The 1,674-nt window shown below is 30.8% G+C and carries 1 protein-coding gene; it reads left to right on the top strand.

Annotation, left to right across the window (positions count from 1 at the left end; genetic code table 11):
• Positions 1 to 1,625: DUF262 domain-containing protein (locus J7J33_04365; protein MCD6168523.1), on the top strand; the 1,625-nt coding region annotated here is incomplete at its 5' end.
• Between the last annotated feature and the right edge of the window lie 49 nt (positions 1,626 to 1,674).

Raw genomic sequence — 1,674 nt, 5'->3', positions numbered from 1 at the left:
TACTTAAACAACTTCCACCAGTAAGTGGGAAAGCTAAAGAACTTGAAGTTATAGATGGACAGCAAAGATTAACTACAATTTCAATACTTTTGAAAGCTCTCTACGATTCTTTTCCTGAAGATATAAAGCAAAATGTGAGAGATACAATATTCAAAATTCTATTCTTTAAAAAAGATTACACCTCTCCAGATTATGGTGAAATAAGAATAGAACACTCTCTTGTGGATTCTGAAAGTTACAAGAAAGTTATAAAAGAATCCGAGACTATTGATTTAAGCCAAATTAATGAAAAAAGTCGTAGGATACTGAAATGTTACAAATTTTTTAGAGAAATATTTGAAAATATGAGCGAGGAAGAGAGGAAAAAACTTCTGAATAAAATACTTGACTCAGATAACAAAATGTTAGTTGTAATAGATTTAGAGGAAAGAGATGATGAGCAATCAATATTTGATACTTTAAATACTGCTGGTGTTAGACTTACTTCCGCTGAAATAGTCAAAAACGCTTTATTTAAAAAATTAATTGAGCTATCTGGAAGATCAGAAGCAATCAAAACGTATAGAGAAACATGGGAAAAAGTTTTCTCGGAAGACGAAGATACTTTAATGTATTGGGAAAAAGAATTAACAACAGGTAGATTAAAAAGACAAAATATTGAAATTCTTTTACACTCTGTCGCAGTTATAGAAGGTTTCTATGATCCCGATAAACATACTTTGTCAGATCTATCAAAACTGTACAAGAAAAAAATAGAAGAATTCAAGACGACAGAAGAGATTAAGAATTTTATTGCTAAAATAATTGAGTATGCCAAAATATATGAAGAGAACATTTACGATTTCGACAAATCCGATCTTTTTTCTTTCAGTAATGATCTTGATGGCGTTAAAAAGCGATTGCTTCACATATTAAGTATTTTAGACATATCAACTTTTCATCCGTTCATTCTTTATATTATAAAAAGTGAAGATGAAGCCAAACAGAAAGAATGTCTCAGAGCCCTTGAGAACTTTGTTATTTATAATGCTGTTGTCCAGAAAGTTCCAATTAAAAATTATAATAAACTTGTCAAGCAATTCATAAAAGATTCCACAAATCTGGAAAAAGAATTAGGAAAAATAACTAAAAAAGATATTGAAACAGGTCTTAAAAAAGTTCCTAATAAGCTGGCTTCCTTAATTTTGTTTTGGATAGAGGTATATCGTCGCTATGAAGAGAAAAGAAGTGATATATTAGAATTAAAATATACATATAGTCTTGAGCATATTATGCCAATAAAGTGGAGAGAACATTGGAATTTTGATAAGGTACCACATCCGAATAATAGTTTAACTGAGATAGAGAAAGAAAAGGATAGAGAAGAAAAATTATATTGGCTTGGCAACATGACTCTATTAAGAAGTAGGCTTAATGCCTCTCTTCGTAATTATGATTTTGAGCGTAAAATAAATGGTGAAGGAAGAAAAAAAGGGATAAGACATTATGCGGATTTACTAATTACTAAAGACATTGTAGAGAAATTTGATCAGGGAGATAAAGTGTGGAACGAAGAAAAGATAGAGAACAGGACAAAGGAATTTACAGATATGTCTCTAAAAATATGGAGTGTTGATAATGTATAAAAAATCCCCGAGGAATGTTTGGTGCGGGCTTGGGCACTCTGCGGTGCTT

Source organism: Caldisericia bacterium, assembly GCA_021158845.1.
Lineage (GTDB): Bacteria > Caldisericota > Caldisericia > B22-G15 > B22-G15 > B22-G15.
Note: the sequence above shows the minus strand (reverse complement) of the source record. Positions and strands in the feature narration are given on the sequence as shown.